Here is a 17,445-nt window from a genome sequence, read left to right as displayed (position 1 = left end):
TAGTGAAGAAAGAATCTATTATAATAGACGTAATGAGTTGGAAGTTATTGCATGAAATTTTGTATTTAACTCATTTTTAACATAATACAAAAAAAACTCGAAAGAAACCTTTCGAGTTTTTATACTTTATTATATCAATCTTTTGTTACGAAATTTTTTATGTGAAGGTGACTAACTCTAAAATAATTATTCTTTCGTTTGGCTAGATTGTTATGTTTCTATAACGTATTGATTCTGTCGATATTGTGATGAATTTAAAATTTTTATAAACTTTAACATTTTGATTTGTAAAAAACAAAATCCCAAAACTAATTAGCTTTGGGATTTTTTATTTAATAAAAAGCACTAATACTAACCATCAATTATTAATGCAGCATATTAAATAGCGTTTATTACATAAAGCCGCCACTACCACTGGTTTCATTATCATCGCGTTGTTTTCTATTTAAAGCACGATATTTATTACCACCAAATCTGTAGTTTAAACCTATGCGCCACTGGTTACTTTCCCAATTAAATTGGCCAGATGATGGGTAAGGTCTATCACCATCAAAAGCAAATCGCATACTGTTAAATATATCATTATAACTAAAACTGAAAGTAGCTTTGTCGTTGAAACAAGAATAGCGTAAACCGGTATTAACCATTGTCATGGTTTTTCTTTTGAATTGTAAGCCTTCATCTGGACCTCTAAACATGCCAAATAATGATAGACTTAGTTTTTTGTTTACTGTAAAGTTATTACTTAACCTGAAGTTAAAAACAGCATTGTCTACTTCAATATTTTCATTATCAACAACACCTTTAACCGTTTTTAAAAAATATTCAGTACTAGCATTAAAACTCCACCATTTTAAAGGTTTATAATTGCTTGATGCTTCAAAACCATAGGCTGAATTATTATCAAAATTATCATAAGTTAATAAAAATCGGTCGCCATTAGGGTCTTGTGGGTCGTAGTAAACAGCTCTGTTAATTTCATCTTCAATGGTTCTAAAAAAAGCTCCAGCAGTTATATTTCCACCTTTCACTTGTTTTGTAAAGTTTAATTCATATGAATTTGTAAACTGTTGCACTAGTTCGGGGTTTCCTACAGAGGTAATTCTTGGTGTACTCCATTCTCTAATTGGGTTAATTTGTTCAAGCCCAGGGCGATCTACACGACGGCTAAAGCTTAATTGTAACGTGCCTTTTTCAGATGTTTTGTAGCTTAAAAATGCTGACGGATAGATGCTAAATTTTTCATCAGTAAAAGTGGCATCTGCTTGTGTGTCTTGTGCAAAATCTGCTTGAACATCGTATTGCTCTAGTCTGGCACCTACTTGGTAAGACCATTTATCAAAAGTTTTTCCTAATGTTGCATAAAATGAGTATATGCTTCTTTCATATACATAATCTGAATCAAACAATGTTGCATTACTTGTATTGTATTGGTTTTTTGAAATATTATTTCTGTATTCTAAACCGAGCTCTAATTTAGCATTGTTTTTTAATGGGTTTTCATAATCTAGGTTTATTACTGTATTTTCTCGGTTATTATCAACCAAATCTACATACGAAGGAGCTGTGTTGAATGAAAAATTGGCAGTTTCATCACTTTTAAAAATGCTATAATCGCCTTCTAAAAGTATTTTATGCCCTTCTTTATCAAAGTTATGCGTAAATGAAGCGTTGTAGGTTTCTGTATTATTTCCGTAGTCGCTAAAATTGTTTTGACTAAAATCGGGTTGATTATCCAATAGAAAAATAACATTAGCAGTATTACTACTTTTTCCGTCATATAAATTTTGATTGGTATAAACAGAGAAAGTGTTTTTATCATTTATATAATAGTCTACACCTAATTTATATAAATGCGATTTGTTTGAATTTATACCGTTAAATTGTTGTTGGGTATTATCATCAAAACGGTCTATAGCACCATAATTTTGCCCTTTACCAATGTTATTTCCATAATTTCCATAAAAATTAAATTTGCCATTGCGGTAGTTCATATCAATAGAGCTATTAAAATTGGCATTTATTTCTTGGGCTAATCCAAGGTTTAAACTTCCATTAAAACCAACATTGGCATTTTTATGTAAAACAATATTTATTATACCACTCATGCCTTCAGGGTTGTATTTAGCTGAAGGGTTTGTTATTAGCTCAATACTTTTTATAGATGTTGAAGGAATTTGTTTTAGTAATTGCGATGCAGGAACATTCGTTGGTTTTCCATCAACCAACACACGTACATTATCGTTACCTCTTAAACTTATGGCACCACTTTGGCTATCAACACTTACAGAAGGTAAGTTGTTCATAATTTCTGAAGCTGTAGCGCCTGTAGTGGTTAGATCTTTACCTATAGTAATTACTTTTCTGTCTACTTTTTGTTGTATTGATGAGGTTTCGGCAACTACAGTAACTTCATCTAAACCTTCAGCCGATTCTTCTAAATAAATACTACCTAAGTTTACATCGTAATTTCCTTTTTTAATGGTAATTTCTTTTCTAACAGTTTTATAACCTATGTATTGAATGCTAACAATTAGTTTGCCTTCTTCAATTTTTTCAATGGTAAAAGAACCATCTTCAGTAGTAATGCCACCTGTTAAAATTTCTTCTTTTGCGTTTTTTACAATAACGTTTACGTACGGTAAGGGTTGTTTAAGTGTAGCGTCTAATACTTTTCCTGTAATAGTGCCCGTTTTGTCGTCTGGGAATGTTAAATTGGTTGCTTGTATAGTTGTTATTGAAAATAATAAGGTACAAGCAATGAATAGTTTTTTCATTTGATTGGTTTTTTTTGATTGATTACAGAATAGACGACAAATATTGTAATCTGTTACTATTATATTTCAAGTATTAACATTTTTTAACATTATGAACAAAAAAACATTGGTGCTTGGTGCATCATTAAACCCGAGTAAATATTCAAATTTTGCAATTCAAAAGCTAGTAAATAATGCTGTTGAAACGGTTGCTTTTGGTTTAAAATCTGGTAAGGTTTCGGACGTAACAATAAATACAGAAATGCTTCCATTTGATGATTTACATACAGTAACATTATACTTAAATCCTAAAAATCAACAAGCTTACTATAATTATATAATTTCTTTAAAACCTAAGCGTGTTATTTTTAATCCGGGTACTGAAAATCCTGAATTATATACCATTCTAAATGAAAATAATATTCCTTTTGAAATAGCTTGCACGTTGGTTTTACTTTCTACGAATCAATATTAAACCTAAAAAGGTTAGCAAACCATTTAGTATTAATAATTCGTATCCAAATTTGTAACCGCCTAAATATGCTGATGGAATATTTGCAATAATATAACATGTGGCTACTGAAGCTAAAGCTACATAAGGCACAAGTTTGTCGTTAATTTTAAAATTTGTTAAAATTCCAAAAGCAAATAAGCCTAAAAGCGGTCCGTAGGTATAACCAGCAACGGTTAAAATACCACTAATAACACTTTGATTTAGTATGTAATAAAAGCAAATGATTACTAAAATCATTAAAATGCTCATGCCAACATGAACCTTTTTTCGAGTACCTTTTTGGGTGCTTAATTCACGTTTTTCAATATTTAAAAAATCAATACAAAACGAGGTTGTTAATGATGTTAAAGCACTATCTGCACTACTGTAAGCAGCAGCTATTAAACCTAACATAAAAAATATTGCTACAGGCAAGCCTAAGTTTGAATTTAATGCAATTTCTGGGTAAAGTAAATCTGTTTTAACTACGCCATCTACAACAGGTACGTTGATGCCTTTTGTACTTGCGTACACAAATAACAATGCGCCCAGTAGTAAAAAAATGAAGTTTACAAAAACTAGCACAATGCTAAAAGTAACCATGTTTTTTTGTGCATCTTTTAATGACTTGCAGGTTAGGTTTTTCTGCATCATGTCTTGGTCTAAACCCGTCATACAAATTGCAATAAACATACCACCCAAAAATTGTTTTATAAAGTGGTTTTTAGCTAAAATATCATCAAAAAAGAAAACTTTATCATATTGTTTTATGGCTTCGCTTCCAATAAAATCGCCTAATCCCCAACCCATTTGTTGGTAAATAAGCACAATGGTAACAACCAAAGCAATTAGCATAAGTAGTGTTTGTATACTATCAGTCCAAACTACAGTTTTTATACCGCCTTTAAAAGTATATGCCAATATTAATAATACAGAAATAATAACCGTAACAGGAAATGGAAAGTTCCAATATTTAAACACAAATTCATGTAGCACACTAGCAACTAAAAATAGCCTAAATGCAGAACCTAAAACTCTTGAAACAAAAAAGAATGCAGCACCAGTTTTATGACTAACTATTCCAAATCTATTACCTAAATATTCATAAATTGAGGTTACATTTAAACGATAGTAAACAGGTAATAATACAAAAGCAATTACCATATAGCCAAGAAAATAGCCAAAAACTACCTGCATATAGCCAAACATATTGCTACCAACATCACCAGGAACCGAAATAAAAGTAACACCACTTAATGAAGCGCCTATCATACCAAAAGCAACTAAAAACCATGGTGATGATTTATTCGCTTTAAAAAAAGATTCGTTACTATCTTCCTTACTTGTTAAATAAGAGATGAAAATTAAAACGCCAAAATAAATTACAATTAATAGTAAAACGTGTATAGGTTGCATAATTTTTATGAATGGTGCCGAAATATACAAATAAAGATTTTCAAAAGTATCATTAGCATAGAAACAAACAAATATTGTAAATTCGCAGCTATGGAATTTTCATCTAAATTATTAGAGCGTGCTGTTAATGAAGTGTCTCAATTGCCTGGTATTGGTAAACGAACAGCATTACGTTTGGTGTTGCATTTGCTTAAGCAACCTAAAGAGCAAACCACAGCATTAGCCGAAGCATTACAAAACATGCGAAACGATGTTAAGTTTTGTAAATCGTGCCATAATATTAGTGATGTAGATTTATGTGAAATTTGTTCAAACCCCAATAGAGATGAAACACTTGTTTGTGTTGTTGAAGATATTCGTGATGTTATGGCAATTGAAAATACCAGTTCATTTAAAGGTTTGTACCACGTTTTAGGAGGAAAAATTTCGCCTATGGATGGTGTTGGTCCGCACGATTTAAATATTATTTCATTAGTAAATAAAGTAAAAGAAGGCAGAATAAAAGAGCTTATTTTTGCATTAAGCTCTACTATGGAAGGCGATACAACCAACTTTTATATTTTCAAACAAATTCAAGATTATAAGGTTTTTACATCTACCATTGCAAGAGGAATATCAGTTGGTGATGAATTAGAATACGCCGATGAAATTACGTTAGGAAGAAGTATTGTTAACCGCGTACCATTTGAATCTTCTTTAAAAATATAACATCATTTGAAGTTATCCGTAGTCATACTAAACTATAACGTACGTTACTTTTTAGAACTTTGTTTAAAAAGCGTGCAAAAAGCTATTGTAAATATAGATGCAGAAATTATTGTAATAGATAATGCTTCTGAAGACGATTCTTGCCAAATGGTAAAAACACTATTTCCAGAAGTTATTCTTATTGAAAACAAAACAAATTTTGGTTTTTCTAAAGGAAATAATATTGGTGTTTCTCAAGCAAAAGGCGACTATATATGCATTTTAAACCCAGATACTGTTGTTGCAGAAGACACCTTTACGTCTATTTTGAAATTTGCCGAAAACTCCGCTAATTTAGGAATTGTAGGATGTAAGCTCATAGATGGTGTGGGTGCATTTTTACCCGAAAGTAAACGGAATATTCCTTATGTGAATACAGCGTTAAAAAAAATATTAGGCAATTCAAAAATGTATTATGCCAATCATTTAAATAAAAATGAAACAGGAAAAGTGGCTGTTTTAGTAGGTGCTTTTATGTTGATAAAAAGAGAGTTATATGCTAAAGTAGGTGGTTTTGATGAAGATTATTTTATGTACGGTGAAGACATCGATTTGTCGTATAAAGTATTAAAATTAGGGTATGATAATTATTATTACGGTGCAACCTCAGTAATTCATTATAAAGGTGAAAGTACCTTGCGCGATAAGCATTATGCACGTCGTTTTTATGGCGCCATGCAAATATTTTATAAAAAGCATTTTAAAAAAAATGTATTGTTTGATGTGTTTGTTTGGTTAGGTATTCGGTTGGTGTATTTTTTTAGAAAAGCACCAAAAAACAAACAAAAGCAAGTAAGCAAGTATGTTTTTATTTCAGATAAAATGAATAATAAACTAAAAGATATCTTAACAAAAAACGTAAAGTTGCAATCCAATACAGATAATCTTGAAAATGCCACCGAAGTTATTTTTGATGCAAATAAACTTACTTATAAGGAAATAATAACGATGTTAGAAAGCACAAAAAAAGATAAATTAATTACATTCAAAATACTACCTCAAAATACCAATTTTATATTAGGAAGTGATAATGCAATAAGTAGAGGAGAAGTTGTTGTTTTAAAATAGTATTTATTGAAAATAATATAAAGGAATCAATGTTTTTTAAGTAATTTTGCAAGCGCAAATAAAGAAACTAAGTATTACATTATTGATATGGCAAAGTTTGAACTTAAGTTACCAAAAATGGGAGAAAGTGTTGCAGAGGCAACTATAACATCTTGGTTAAAAGAAGTTGGAGATACTATTGAACTTGATGAAGCGGTGTTAGAAATAGCTACCGATAAAGTTGATAGTGAAGTGCCAAGTGAAGTTGATGGTATTTTAATTGAGAAATTTTTTAATGTAGATGATGTTGTTCAAGTTGGGCAAACCATAGGTATTATTGAAACCGACGGTAATGATGATGAAGGTTTTTCAAATGATACATTTTTAAATGAAGACACATCATATAACAACAATTTTTCAAATGAAGTTGCAGTTAATAATGAATTTTCAAATGATTATTCAAACGAATCTTCAAATCAATCTTCAAATGAAACTGTAGATGATGAAGCTGTTTATGTAGATAAAGTTGAGCAAACAATTTTAAAAGCTAAAGAGGTTTTACAATCGGCTGTAGTATCAAGCGAAGATCGTTTTTATTCACCTTTAGTTAAAAATATAGCAAAAGAAGAAGGCGTTTCGCAACAAGAATTAGATAATATAGTAGGCACAGGTATTGATAACCGTGTTACTAAATCCGATATTTTAAATTACGTTCAAAACAGAAGTGGAAAAACAGAGGTTGTTGCACCTGAAGTAGAAACGCCAATTATTCAACCAAAACCAACACAAGTATCAAAGCCAATGCCTGTTGTAGTAAGTGGCGAAGATGAAATTATTGAAATGACCAGAATGGGCAAAATTATAGCGCATCATATGGTAGAATCGGTTCAAACTTCGGCACATGTACAAAGTTTTATTGAGGCAGACGTTACTAAAATCTGGAATTGGCGTAATAAAGTTAAAGATGCTTTTCAAAAACGTGAAGGTGAAAATTTAACCTTTACACCCATTTTTATGGAAGCAGTAGCAAAGGCATTGCGCGATTTTCCTATGATGAATATTTCATTGCAAGGTGAAACTATTGTAAAAAAGAAAAACATCAATTTAGGAATGGCAGCGTCACTTGCCGATGGTAATTTAATTGTACCTGTAATTAAAAATGCCGACCAACTTAATTTGGTAGGTATGACAAAGCAAGTTAACGATTTAGCAAATCGTGCCAGAGCAAACCAATTAAAACCAGACGATATTCAAGGTGGTACTTATACGGTTACCAATGTAGGAACCTTTGGTAGTATTATGGGCACGCCAATTATAAATCAACCACAAGTTGGTATTTTGGCATTGGGTGCTATACGTAAAGTGCCAGCAGTAATAGAAACTCCTGAAGGCGATTTTATAGGAATTCGCTACCGCATGTTTTTATCACACTCATACGACCATCGTGTAGTAAATGGTGCTTTAGGCGGACAATTTGTGAAAGCTGTTAAAGATTATTTAGAAGCTTGGGATAGTAATAGAGAAATTTAAAATTCTTGTAAAATCAGGAATTACATCAAAAATAAATGTTAAAAGACAAATCCAATCTGTAAAACGGTTGGGTTTTTCTATTTTTGTGATAATCAATAGATAAGTAAAACAACAAAAAGTAGGAATGAATTTAAACCTAACAAAACCCATCTGTTTTTTCGATTTAGAAACAACAGGTGTCAACATAACAACCGATAGAATAGTTGAAATTGCTATTTTAAAAATACACCCTAACGGAAAAGAAGAAAGTAAAACATGGTTAGTAAATCCTGAAATGGTTATTCCTAAAGAAGTAATTGCAATTCATGGTATAAGTAATGAAGATGTTGCTAATAAGCCAACATTTAAAGAAGTTGCAAAAGACATTTACAACATGATAAAAGATTCCGATTTAGCAGGTTTTAACTCAAACAGATTTGATATTCCTTTACTTGCCGAAGAATTATTGCGTGCTGAAGTTGATTTCGATATGAAAAACCGCGTAGCTGTTGATGTGCAAACTATTTTTCATAAAATGGAACAACGTACATTAAGTGCTGCATATAAGTTTTATTGTCATGAAGAATTAGAAGGCGCACACGGTGCAGAAGCCGATACGAGAGCAACCTATGAAGTGCTAAAGGCACAAATAGCTAAATATGATGAAATTGAAAATGACACCAAGTTTTTAGCTGAGTTTAGTTCTAGAAAGCAATTTGCAGACTTTGCAGGTTTTATAGTTTACAATAAAAATGGCGATGAATGTTTTTCTTTCGGAAAGCATAAAGGCAAATTAGTAACCGAGGTTTTAGAAAGCGAACCAGGTTATTTTGGGTGGTTATTAAATGCCGATTTTCCGTTATACACAAAAAAGGTTTTAACAGCTATTAAACTTAGAAGTTTTAATAATAAATTAGGATGAAGTTAAGTCGTGTGTTGTTAAGTCGTTTAGTCGATGCAAAAAACAACTTAACGACAAACAATTAAACAACAAACATCAATGAAAATCATTTGCATAGGTCGTAATTACACTGAACACATAAAAGAATTAGAAAACGAAAAACCAACAGATCCAGTGGTGTTTTTAAAACCCGACACGTCAATTCTGTTAAAAAAGCAACCGTTTTTTATCCCAGATTTCTCAAATGATGTACATTATGAAGTAGAAATTTTGGTTAAGATAAACAAAATAGGAAAGTATATAGATAGAAAATTTGCTCATAAATATTATGATGAAATTGGTTTAGGAATTGATTTTACCGCCCGCGATTTACAAAGTGAATTAAAATCAAAAGGCTTGCCTTGGGAAAAAGCAAAATCATTTGATGGTGCAGCGGTAGTAGGTAAATGGTTGCCCGTTTCAGACTTTAAAAATGTAGATGCAATTCAATTTTCTTTAAAAAAGAATGAAAAAATTGTACAATTAGGAAATACAAGCCACATGCTTTGGAAAATTGATGAACTTATAGAATATGTCTCAAAATATTTCACTTTAAAGATTGGAGATATTATATTTACAGGTACACCAGCAGGCGTTGGTAAGGTAGTTGCAAATGATAAACTTAAAGGATTTATAGAAGATAAAGAACTATTTTCAATAACAGTAAAATAAAAATGGAACAACATTACAAATTATTTAGGGTTCGTGAGTTGGCAGACAACGACGAAGATTTTATTGCAACATTAGCTGAAGCCTTTTTGGAAGAAGTACCCGAAGACGCCGAAAGACTAAAAAAAGCCGTTGCAGAAAACGATTATTACAATGCGTACCAAGCGGCTCATAAAATGAAACCAACTATCGATTTATTTGAATTAGGCATACTTGATATTTTAATAGAAGTACAAGATTGGGGTAAGTTTGAAAAACGCGATATGGATATATCATCGCAATTAGCCATAGTACTTTCAGCAGTTGAGAATACAGTTGCCGAAATAAAATCAGATTTTAATTTATAAATGTTAGCAGAAATAATCACCATAGGGGATGAACTTTTAATTGGTCAAGTAATTGACACAAATTCCGCATTTATAGCAAAGCACCTTAATAAAATAGGCGTATCGGTATATCAAATAACATCAGTTCAAGATGATAAAACTCATATACTTAAAGCGTTAAAAGATGCTGAAGCAAATGTAGATATCGTTATTCTAACAGGTGGTTTAGGGCCAACAAAAGATGATATTACAAAAAAAACGATCGCCGAATACTTTAATGATACATTAATAAGAGACGATTCTGTAATAAAAAATATTGAAGAACTTTGGAAACATTACACAGGTGGTTTGCTACTGCAAGTAAATAGAGATCAAGCGCTTGTGCCTTCAAAAGCAACCGTTTTAATGAATACCTTAGGAACAGCTCCTGGTATGTGGATGGAAAAAAACGATAAAGTTTTTATTTCACTTCCTGGTGTTCCTTATGAAATGAATGCGTTGGTTGAAAACGAGGTCATTCCAAAATTAAAAGACAAATACAATTGTCCATATATATTGCACAAAACCTTATTGGTGTATGGACTAGGTGAAAGCGCTTTAGCTGAACGTATTGAAGCTTGGGAAGATGCGTTGCCAAAACATATTAAGCTAGCCTATTTACCAAGCTTAGGTAAAATGAGGTTACGTTTATCATCAAAAGGTATGGATGTAGATTTTGTTAATACTACAGTTCAAGCTGAAATTGATAAAGTAATTCCACTTATTAAAAATGAATTTGCAGGTTTTGAAGAAGAAGAAGGTTCGGTTGAAGTTGTAATTGCAAAACAGCTAAATAAATTAGGAAAAACCCTTGCTATTGCAGAAAGTTGTACAGGCGGTATGATTGCAGAACAATTTACAATGCATCCTGGAGCATCAACCTATTTTAAAGGTGGCGTGGTAACCTATTCAACAGAATCTAAAATGAATGTTTTAGGAGTTTCTAAAACAGATATCGATGCGTTTTCAGTAGTAAGTTCGCAAGTTGTTGAAGCTATGGCTAGTAATGCATTAAAATTATTTCAGTCAGATTATGCAGTGGCAACAACAGGAAATGCAGGACCAACAAAAGGCGATTCTGAAGCAGAAGTTGGAACTGTTTATATTGCTATTGCTACAAAAAATGGCGTATATTCAGAGAAATTTATGTTAGGAAATCATCGTATAAAAGTGATAAATAAGGCAGTAAATAAGGCCTTAGAAATGCTTCTGAAAGAAATTTTTAAAAATTGATAAAATTTAAGTTGTCATAATATAAAGAATTTGTATATTTGCACCTCGATTTTAAGCAACAAAGAATTTTAAAGTTATAAATAATGTCAAGAGTTTGTGAACTTACAGGTAAGAAGGCAATGGTTGGAAACAACGTGTCTCACGCAATGAATAAAACTAAACGCAAATTTAATGCGAATTTAGTAAAGAAACGTTTTTACATTCCAGAAGAAGACAGCTGGATAACTTTAAAAGTTTCTACATCTGCTTTAAAAACTATCAACAAAATAGGTATTACTGCAGCAATTAAGGATGCAAAATCTAAAGGATTTTTAAAATAATAGCTGTATTTAATAAGTAAAAGAAATGGCAAAGAAAGGTAATAGAATACAAGTAATTTTAGAGTGTACTGAGCACAAAGAGTCTGGTCAACCAGGAACTTCACGTTACGTTACTAAAAAAAATAAAAAGAATACGCCTGATAGAATGGAAATTAAAAAATTCAACCCTATCCTTAAGCGTATGACAGTTCATAAAGAGATAAAATAATAAGTCATGGCAAAGAAAACAGTAGCATCGTTACAAACATCTTCTAAAAGATTAACAAAAGCGATTAAAATGGTAAAGTCACCTAAAACAGGTGCTTACATGTTTGTTGAATCAATCATGTCTCCTGAATTTGCAGACGACTTTTTCAACAAAAAGTAAAAAAATAAGCTTTTTAAAATATACAAGCTGCTTTCGTAATTGGAAGCAGCTTTTTTATGTTTATATTTGACTAGATTCTGCCAAATTAGCAGTAAAAATTATTGGTAAGACTTTTGACATAGGTATTTGGGCGTTACCCTATCGGGTCGGGCTTTCGGCAGTCGCTCTCTGCGAGGAGCTCCAACAATTGCCTCAATCCCTAACGCAAAGAATAGCACATCAACAAATAAACAAATCAACGAATAAACTATAGTAATGAGTTTTTTTAAAAAAATATTTTCATCAGAAAAAAAGGAAACCTTAGACAAAGGATTAGAAAAATCTAAAACAACCTTTTTTGGCAAATTAAGTAAGGCTGTTGCAGGAAAATCTAAAGTAGATGATGAAGTTTTAGATAACCTTGAAGAAATTTTAGTATCGAGTGATGTAGGCGTAAATACGACTTTAAAAATTATTACCCGTATAGAAGCGCGCGTTTCAAAAGATAAATATTTAGGAACCGATGAACTTAATACCATCTTACGTGAGGAAATTGCAGGTTTATTAAGTGAAACTAATACAGGCAACGATTCTGAATTTACAGTGCCACAAGATAAAAAACCGTACGTTATTATGGTTGTAGGTGTTAATGGCGTTGGTAAAACAACTACCATTGGCAAGTTGGCATATCAATTTAAAAAACAAGGATTGAATGTAGTTTTAGGAGCTGCCGATACGTTTAGAGCCGCAGCCATAGACCAACTACAAGTTTGGGCAGACCGTGTAGGAGTACCGTTGGTAAAACAATCCATGGGTAGCGATCCTGCTTCTGTGGCATTCGATACCTTAAAAAGTGCCGTAACTCAAAATGCTGATGTAGTTATTATCGATACTGCAGGTCGTTTACATAATAAAGTAAACTTAATGAACGAGCTTACTAAAGTAAAACGCGTGATGCAAAAAGTAGTTGACAATACGCCAAACGATGTTTTACTTGTATTGGATGGATCAACTGGCCAAAATGCTTTTGAACAAGCAAAACAGTTTACAGCTGCAACCGAGGTTACTTCATTAGCCGTTACAAAATTGGATGGAACAGCCAAAGGCGGTGTTGTTATTGGTATATCAGATCAGTTTAAAATTCCTGTAAAATACATTGGAGTTGGCGAAGGTATTGAAGATTTACAGGTTTTCAATAAATTTGAGTTTGTAGATTCGTTTTTTAAATAAAATTCCTGCGAAGGCAGGAATCTTTTTAATTGATATTTTTTCATAATTTTACAATTATGAGTTATTCTATCTTTCATAACCTTGTTATAAATACTTCTCCTAAAGCTATTTTTGATGCGGTGTCGTTGCCTAAGCATCTAAATAATTGATGGACTTTAAAAAGTTCAGGAAAACCAGAACTTCATTCAGAATACAATTTAAACTTTACAGACAATTATAATTGGTTTTGTAAAGTTTCAAAATTAAAAACAAATGAGTCATTTTATTTAAAAATGACACAATCTGATTCTGACTGGAATTCAACCACTTTTGGTTTCGATTTTGAAACACAGGAAAAAGGTACACTTGTTAAGTTCAGTCATGTAAATTGGCAAGAAGCCAATCATCAATTTAAAACAGCGTCTTTTTGTTGGGCTATGCTTTTAAATGGGTTAAAAAATTATTTGGAAAAAAATGTTATTATTCCTTTTTAAGAACGCAGTTAATCAATTAATGCGTTAATCTTTTCCCATAAATTATTATCAAATTCAGTAGGACCAAGTTCATCTTCATCGCCACTATCACCCATACGAACAATTACTAATCCTTTGCTTGGAATTATATATAATTTTTGGTCGAAAGCACCAAGTCCAGAAAATAAATCATTTGGTGCATTAGGTATTAGTTTTCCTGAATATAAAGTTTCAGAACCTGGTATTTTATAATTACTTTTTCCATTTAACCAATATAAATAACCGTAAGATTTGTTTAAATCTTGCGAAGTTGTAGTCATGGCATTAAAGTAGTTTTTATCAGCTAGTATGGTTGTTTTATCCCAAACGCCTTTATTTAAATTTAATAATCCAAAACGAGCCATACTTCTAGCATTACTAAAATATAGATTTAAGTAGCCAGTCTTAATCCATGTTCCTGTCATGCCTATTTTATTTCGAATTTTAGAATTGAAATAATCTTTAAAGTCTTGTTTTACGGCACGAGTAACAATATTATCAAGCAAGGTGTAAGCTGCCTGATGATAATACCAATACGTACTTGGTTCATTTTTATATATTAAACATGCTTTATCTGTACAAAAATTTTCAGTCACGTTATAATCCAGTCCAGTAGTCATAGTTAAATGATTCCATACTGTAATTTTTGCTTCTTGCTGTGGCGTTAGAGAAGACCAACCAACCCCCATGTAATTTGAAGATGGCTTATTTATATCCAAAAATCCTTCTTCTTGAGCAATACCAACTGTAAAAGCAGTTAAAGTTTTTGCGGCAGAGTTCCATGAATGCACTTTTGATTCATTAAAAGTGCCAAAATATTTTTCAACAACTATTCTACCATTTTTTAAAATCATAAAAGCATCGGTAGCATTTGTTTCCAAAAAATTATATAAAGGTTGTTCTGCATTAGTATTCCAGCCTAAATCAGCTATAGATTTTGTTTCCCAAGTCTCAGAATTTATTGGTGGAAAATATATTGAATTATCATTTACGGGTTCGTCTTTAGAACAACTAAAAAAAGACACAACCACAATTAATAGTAAAGTGAATTGATATTTCATAAAGTAGGTTTTAATATTTGGACTTTCAAATATATAAAAGGTTTAATAATAAATAGTTATAAAGTTTGAATGTTAAAAGTTAAAAAGTAGTTTTTTCTATTTTTTCATCGATAAAGAGCAACTTAAAAATCCTGAATCAAAAATCGTTAATCATAAATCATTATGTATCTTTGCACACTTAAAATTTGGTATGAGAACGAAATCGCTTAAAAAGAATAAAATCAATGTAGTAACGCTTGGTTGTAGCAAAAATGTTTACGACAGCGAAGTGTTAATGGGGCAATTAAAAGCCAGTGGGAAAGACGTAGTTCATGAAGAAGAAGGTAATATTGTAGTTATTAATACCTGCGGATTTATCAATAATGCCAAAGAAGAAAGCATAAATACTATTTTAGAATTTATGCAGAAAAAGGAAGATGGTGAAGTTGATAAAGTATTTGTAACAGGTTGTTTAAGTGAGCGTTATAAGCCAGATTTGCAAAAAGAAATACCTAATGTTGATGAATATTTTGGTACTACCGAGTTGCCAGGATTATTAAAAGCTTTAGGAGCCGATTATAAGCATGAATTAATTGGTGAACGATTAACAACTACACCAAAAAATTATGCTTATTTAAAAATTGCCGAAGGTTGCGATCGTCCATGTAGTTTTTGTGCCATTCCATTAATGCGAGGTAAGCATAAAAGCACACCTATTGAAGAAGTTGTAATTGAAGCTGAAAAGTTGGCTGCAAAAGGTGTTAAAGAGCTTATTTTAATAGCACAAGATTTAACCTATTACGGTTTAGACTTATATAAAAAACGAAACCTTGCCGAATTACTTGAAGCTTTAGTAAAAGTAGAAGGCATTGAATGGATTCGTTTACATTATGCGTTTCCAACAGGATTTCCAATGGATGTTTTAGAGGTAATGAATCGCGAACCTAAAATTTGCAACTATTTAGATATTCCATTACAACATATTTCAGATAGTATTCTTAAAAGTATGCGTCGTGGTACTACCAAAGAAAAAACCACACAATTGCTTAAAGATTTTAGAGCAGCTGTTCCAAATATGACCATTAGAACCACACTTATTGTTGGCTATCCTGGTGAAACAGAAGAAGATTACCAAATATTGAAACAGTGGGTTAAAGAGATGCGTTTTGAGCGTTTGGGTTGTTTTACCTATTCGCATGAAGAAAACACGCATGCTTACAATTTAGAAGATGATGTTCCTGAAGATGTGAAGCAAGCGCGTGCCAATGAAATTATGGAAATACAATCGCAAATTTCTTGGGAATTGAATCAACAAAAAATTGGGCAAACTTTTAAAGTTGTAATTGATAGAAAAGAAGGTAATTATTTTGTAGGTAGAACCGAATTTGATTCGCCAGATGTTGATAATGAAGTGCTTATTGACGCAAGTAAAACCTATTTAAAAACAGGTGAATTTGCAACTGTTACAATTACCGAAGCTGCTGATTTTGATTTGTTTGCTGAAGTGTTATTTTAAAAAAATGGGTATCGTACAGTAGTTTAATTATTCCATTTGATTAAAAATTCTTTCAATTTATCAAATTGTGAATAGTAAAAAGAAAACCATACTAATAGCCAAGTCATAAATCCTAGAAAGAAAAATACACCTGCTTTGATATCATAAAGTGAAATTATTAAGCTTAAAATGATACCACCAATTAAATTAAGCAATACTGCATTTTTAATACTTGATGGAAAAAAGCCTGTTAAAAAATTCCAACCAATCAATTTGTTTTTTATTTCCACTTGTTTTGGGTTGGAAAAGTTAATTGAAACTTTTTGAGAAAAGTTCATGTCAACTATTAATTCACTATCATGTCGTTCATAATGGTAATCAAATTTTCTTAAAAAATCCTCAGTATTTTCAAGTTTCATAAAATCAATGCTTTGGTTGAAGCATAAAAATATTTCTTTAAGTGGATTTGTTAATTATTTGAATGTTAATATATTGTAAACTTTTTTTATTTGTTCAAGCTTCATAATAATTAGTGTATTCTTAAACCAATGTATCATTAGAAACCGTATCTTGAAGTAATGAAAAATCGTAAATTTTACGGTCTAATAAGTGAGAAGGTGATACGTTTTGTAATGCATTCATCATAACAGACGTTCTGTCTGGAAATTCAGTTTCCCAATGGGCTATCATTTCCTTAACCTTTTTCCGTTGTAAATTCTCTTGAGAACCACATAAGTTACATGGTATTATAGGGAAATTCATGTGTTGGGAATAAACCTCAATATCTTCTTCTTTACATAAAGCTAAAGGTCTTAAAATCACTAAATCGCCTGCATCGTTTTTTAACTTAGGCGGCATGGTTTCTAGTTTTCCAGCAAAAAAGAAGTTCAACAAAAACGTTTCTACAATATCGTTTCTATGGTGTCCTAAAGCAAGTTTGTTGCAATTTAGGTTTTTCGCCGCCTCATACAAGGTACCGCGTCGTAATCTAGAGCAAAGACTACACGTTGTTTTGCCTTCGGGTGTTTTTTCCATCACCACCTTATAAGTGTTCTTTTCTATAATTTTATAGTCAACACCCAATTTGCTTAAATAATTGGGCAAAACCTCTACAGGGAAACCAGGTTGTTTTTGATCGAGATTTACAGCAATAATTTCAAAAGAAATTGGTGCAACTTTTTGGAAATGCAATAGCATGTGAAGCATGGTATAACTGTCTTTTCCTCCAGATAGGCATACCATAATACGATCGCCTGCAGCTATCATAGAAAATTGTTCTAAGGCTTCACCAGTTACTCGATGTAATTTTTTTGTAATCTGTTCTAAATTCTCCATCGATGCAAAAGTA

Annotated in this window: 18 protein-coding genes and 1 pseudogene; 14 read left to right on the top strand and 5 right to left on the bottom strand. The window is 31.6% G+C overall.

Going from position 1 to position 17,445, the window contains the following annotated elements; all coding sequences use genetic code 11:
- Positions 1–392: 392 nt before the first annotated feature.
- Entirely contained in the window at positions 393–2,777 is a 2,385-nt protein-coding gene (locus tag ACFQ1R_RS14465; protein WP_379926989.1) for a TonB-dependent receptor domain-containing protein, read from the bottom strand.
- A gap of 91 nt (positions 2,778–2,868) precedes the next feature.
- On the opposite strand from ACFQ1R_RS14465, the gene ACFQ1R_RS14460 reads away from it, so the two are divergent.
- Positions 2,869–3,231 (top strand): CoA-binding protein, encoded by a 363-nt coding sequence (locus tag ACFQ1R_RS14460; RefSeq protein WP_379926988.1) that lies wholly within the window; start codon positions 2,869–2,871, stop codon positions 3,229–3,231.
- Here the strand turns inward: ACFQ1R_RS14460 and ACFQ1R_RS14455 are convergent.
- Positions 3,208–4,665, bottom strand: coding sequence for a sodium:solute symporter (locus ACFQ1R_RS14455; RefSeq protein WP_379926987.1), 1,458 nt, complete (start codon positions 4,663–4,665; stop codon positions 3,208–3,210). The two genes, ACFQ1R_RS14460 and ACFQ1R_RS14455, sit on opposite strands and share 24 nt — an antisense overlap.
- Positions 4,666–4,755: 90 nt before the next feature.
- Here ACFQ1R_RS14455 and recR point away from each other — a divergent pair, with 90 nt between their 5' ends.
- From recR to ACFQ1R_RS14395, 12 genes and pseudogenes are all read left to right on the top strand, one after another.
- Positions 4,756–5,373, top strand: a complete 618-nt coding sequence (recR, locus tag ACFQ1R_RS14450) for a recombination mediator RecR (RefSeq protein ID WP_379926986.1) — start codon at positions 4,756–4,758, stop codon at positions 5,371–5,373.
- 6 nt (positions 5,374–5,379) lie between these two features.
- Positions 5,380–6,480 (top strand): glycosyltransferase family 2 protein, encoded by a 1,101-nt coding sequence (locus ACFQ1R_RS14445; protein ID WP_379926985.1) that lies wholly within the window; start codon positions 5,380–5,382, stop codon positions 6,478–6,480.
- Positions 6,481–6,567: 87 nt separating this feature from the next.
- Positions 6,568–7,989 (top strand): dihydrolipoamide acetyltransferase family protein, encoded by a 1,422-nt coding sequence (locus tag ACFQ1R_RS14440; RefSeq protein WP_379926984.1) that lies wholly within the window; start codon positions 6,568–6,570, stop codon positions 7,987–7,989.
- Between the two features lie 124 nt (positions 7,990–8,113).
- On the top strand, positions 8,114–8,890 hold the full coding sequence (locus tag ACFQ1R_RS14435) for an exonuclease domain-containing protein (protein ID WP_379926983.1): 777 nt from the start codon (positions 8,114–8,116) through the stop codon (positions 8,888–8,890).
- 78 nt (positions 8,891–8,968) lie between these two features.
- Positions 8,969–9,580 carry a fumarylacetoacetate hydrolase family protein gene (locus tag ACFQ1R_RS14430; protein WP_379926982.1) on the top strand — a complete coding sequence of 204 codons (612 nt, stop codon included), beginning with the start codon at positions 8,969–8,971 and terminating at the stop codon, positions 9,578–9,580.
- Positions 9,581–9,582: 2 nt separating this feature from the next.
- Positions 9,583–9,924, top strand: a complete 342-nt coding sequence (locus tag ACFQ1R_RS14425; protein ID WP_379926981.1) for an Hpt domain-containing protein — start codon at positions 9,583–9,585, stop codon at positions 9,922–9,924.
- Positions 9,925–11,175 (top strand): competence/damage-inducible protein A, encoded by a 1,251-nt coding sequence (locus ACFQ1R_RS14420; RefSeq protein ID WP_379926980.1) that lies wholly within the window; start codon positions 9,925–9,927, stop codon positions 11,173–11,175.
- Between the two features lie 83 nt (positions 11,176–11,258).
- Complete coding sequence (gene rpmB, locus ACFQ1R_RS14415) at positions 11,259–11,495, top strand: 50S ribosomal protein L28 (RefSeq protein WP_111309066.1); 237 nt, start codon at positions 11,259–11,261, stop codon at positions 11,493–11,495.
- Between the two features lie 25 nt (positions 11,496–11,520).
- Entirely contained in the window at positions 11,521–11,703 is a 183-nt protein-coding gene (rpmG, locus tag ACFQ1R_RS14410) for a 50S ribosomal protein L33 (protein WP_132218687.1), read from the top strand.
- A 6-nt stretch (positions 11,704–11,709) separates the two neighbouring features.
- Positions 11,710–11,862, top strand: a complete 153-nt coding sequence (locus ACFQ1R_RS14405; protein ID WP_117176235.1) for a DUF4295 domain-containing protein — start codon at positions 11,710–11,712, stop codon at positions 11,860–11,862.
- A 255-nt stretch (positions 11,863–12,117) separates the two neighbouring features.
- Positions 12,118–13,071, top strand: a complete 954-nt coding sequence (gene ftsY / locus ACFQ1R_RS14400) for a signal recognition particle-docking protein FtsY (RefSeq protein ID WP_379926979.1) — start codon at positions 12,118–12,120, stop codon at positions 13,069–13,071.
- Between the two features lie 218 nt (positions 13,072–13,289).
- A pseudogene (locus ACFQ1R_RS14395) lies at positions 13,290–13,544 on the top strand (SRPBCC domain-containing protein); the annotation flags it as partial.
- An 8-nt stretch (positions 13,545–13,552) separates the two neighbouring features.
- Here the strand turns inward: ACFQ1R_RS14395 and ACFQ1R_RS14390 are convergent.
- Positions 13,553–14,623 (bottom strand): serine hydrolase domain-containing protein, encoded by a 1,071-nt coding sequence (locus ACFQ1R_RS14390; protein ID WP_379926978.1) that lies wholly within the window; start codon positions 14,621–14,623, stop codon positions 13,553–13,555.
- Between the two features lie 190 nt (positions 14,624–14,813).
- Between ACFQ1R_RS14390 and rimO the strand changes: the two genes are divergently transcribed.
- Complete coding sequence (gene rimO / locus ACFQ1R_RS14385) at positions 14,814–16,118, top strand: 30S ribosomal protein S12 methylthiotransferase RimO (protein WP_379926977.1); 1,305 nt, start codon at positions 14,814–14,816, stop codon at positions 16,116–16,118.
- Between the two features lie 23 nt (positions 16,119–16,141).
- Here rimO and ACFQ1R_RS14380 read toward each other — a convergent pair whose 3' ends face one another.
- Both ACFQ1R_RS14380 and ttcA read right to left on the bottom strand, forming a co-directional pair.
- Positions 16,142–16,516 carry a hypothetical protein gene (locus ACFQ1R_RS14380; protein ID WP_379926976.1) on the bottom strand — a complete coding sequence of 125 codons (375 nt, stop codon included), beginning with the start codon at positions 16,514–16,516 and terminating at the stop codon, positions 16,142–16,144.
- 121 nt (positions 16,517–16,637) lie between these two features.
- Entirely contained in the window at positions 16,638–17,432 is a 795-nt protein-coding gene (gene ttcA / locus ACFQ1R_RS14375) for a tRNA 2-thiocytidine(32) synthetase TtcA (protein WP_379926975.1), read from the bottom strand.
- Between the last annotated feature and the right edge of the window lie 13 nt (positions 17,433–17,445).

It is taken from the genome of Mariniflexile jejuense (assembly GCF_042675665.1).
Taxonomy (GTDB): domain Bacteria; phylum Bacteroidota; class Bacteroidia; order Flavobacteriales; family Flavobacteriaceae; genus Mariniflexile; species Mariniflexile jejuense.
This window is presented reverse-complemented; position numbering and strand designations above follow the sequence as displayed.

Coding starts and splice junctions, on each gene's coding strand:
- ACFQ1R_RS14465 (WP_379926989.1), bottom strand. CDS start 2,777: ATGAAAAAACTATTCATTGCTTGTACCTTATTATTTTCAATAACAACT.
- ACFQ1R_RS14460 (WP_379926988.1), top strand. CDS start 2,869: ATGAACAAAAAAACATTGGTGCTTGGTGCATCATTAAACCCGAGTAAA.
- ACFQ1R_RS14455 (WP_379926987.1), bottom strand. CDS start 4,665: ATGCAACCTATACACGTTTTACTATTAATTGTAATTTATTTTGGCGTT.
- recR (WP_379926986.1), top strand. CDS start 4,756: ATGGAATTTTCATCTAAATTATTAGAGCGTGCTGTTAATGAAGTGTCT.
- ACFQ1R_RS14440 (WP_379926984.1), top strand. CDS start 6,568: ATGGCAAAGTTTGAACTTAAGTTACCAAAAATGGGAGAAAGTGTTGCA.
- ACFQ1R_RS14435 (WP_379926983.1), top strand. CDS start 8,114: ATGAATTTAAACCTAACAAAACCCATCTGTTTTTTCGATTTAGAAACA.
- ACFQ1R_RS14430 (WP_379926982.1), top strand. CDS start 8,969: ATGAAAATCATTTGCATAGGTCGTAATTACACTGAACACATAAAAGAA.
- ACFQ1R_RS14425 (WP_379926981.1), top strand. CDS start 9,583: ATGGAACAACATTACAAATTATTTAGGGTTCGTGAGTTGGCAGACAAC.
- ACFQ1R_RS14420 (WP_379926980.1), top strand. CDS start 9,925: ATGTTAGCAGAAATAATCACCATAGGGGATGAACTTTTAATTGGTCAA.
- rpmB (WP_111309066.1), top strand. CDS start 11,259: ATGTCAAGAGTTTGTGAACTTACAGGTAAGAAGGCAATGGTTGGAAAC.
- rpmG (WP_132218687.1), top strand. CDS start 11,521: ATGGCAAAGAAAGGTAATAGAATACAAGTAATTTTAGAGTGTACTGAG.
- ACFQ1R_RS14405 (WP_117176235.1), top strand. CDS start 11,710: ATGGCAAAGAAAACAGTAGCATCGTTACAAACATCTTCTAAAAGATTA.
- ftsY (WP_379926979.1), top strand. CDS start 12,118: ATGAGTTTTTTTAAAAAAATATTTTCATCAGAAAAAAAGGAAACCTTA.
- ACFQ1R_RS14390 (WP_379926978.1), bottom strand. CDS start 14,623: ATGAAATATCAATTCACTTTACTATTAATTGTGGTTGTGTCTTTTTTT.
- rimO (WP_379926977.1), top strand. CDS start 14,814: ATGAGAACGAAATCGCTTAAAAAGAATAAAATCAATGTAGTAACGCTT.
- ACFQ1R_RS14380 (WP_379926976.1), bottom strand. CDS start 16,516: ATGAAACTTGAAAATACTGAGGATTTTTTAAGAAAATTTGATTACCAT.
- ttcA (WP_379926975.1), bottom strand. CDS start 17,432: ATGGAGAATTTAGAACAGATTACAAAAAAATTACATCGAGTAACTGGT.